The following is a 458-nucleotide window of genomic DNA, read 5'->3' as shown; positions in this document are numbered from 1 at the left end:
AGGAATAAAAAAATAATTTCTAAACATAATGTCTTTCAAAAAGAAGGAAAGAAAAACGGCAATTGAGCCGTTGATTTAGAGATTAATAGAAAAGTTTTAAATGGTGTTGTTAGATACCAAGGTAAAAACCTTGCAGCTTTCGATATGCATGACAAAAGGATTATATTTCCTTATAATTCTGATGTTGTGTTAGTACATTCTTCTGATGATAATTTGTATTTTAAATATAATGGAAAAAAATACTTTGCCAAAGAACCTAATGGAAAATATCTAAGCTTTACAGAAATGTGAGCTCTTGAGAAAGGTTTAGATTATTCTATCCCTGCCGTTGGAAAACTAGCATTTATCCATAAGAAAACAAACTCATTTTTTAAAACTCTTGAATTATACATCTCAAAGTTTAATAGTGTCTCTGTGAATGCACAAGGAAATAACCTTGAAGCCAATAAGATTATGGC

1 protein-coding gene is annotated in these 458 nt (G+C 29.5%); it reads left to right on the top strand.

The genetic code is table 4. From position 1 onward, the window contains the following. A partial coding sequence (locus AC0B4N_RS04310) for a hypothetical protein (protein ID WP_465102599.1) occupies window positions 1–458 on the top strand: 458 nt, incomplete at both ends.

It is taken from the genome of Mycoplasma sp. 13536 (assembly GCF_055523495.1).
The sequence above is the reverse complement of the archived record's forward strand: the minus strand, read 5'-3'. Positions and strand labels throughout refer to the sequence as shown.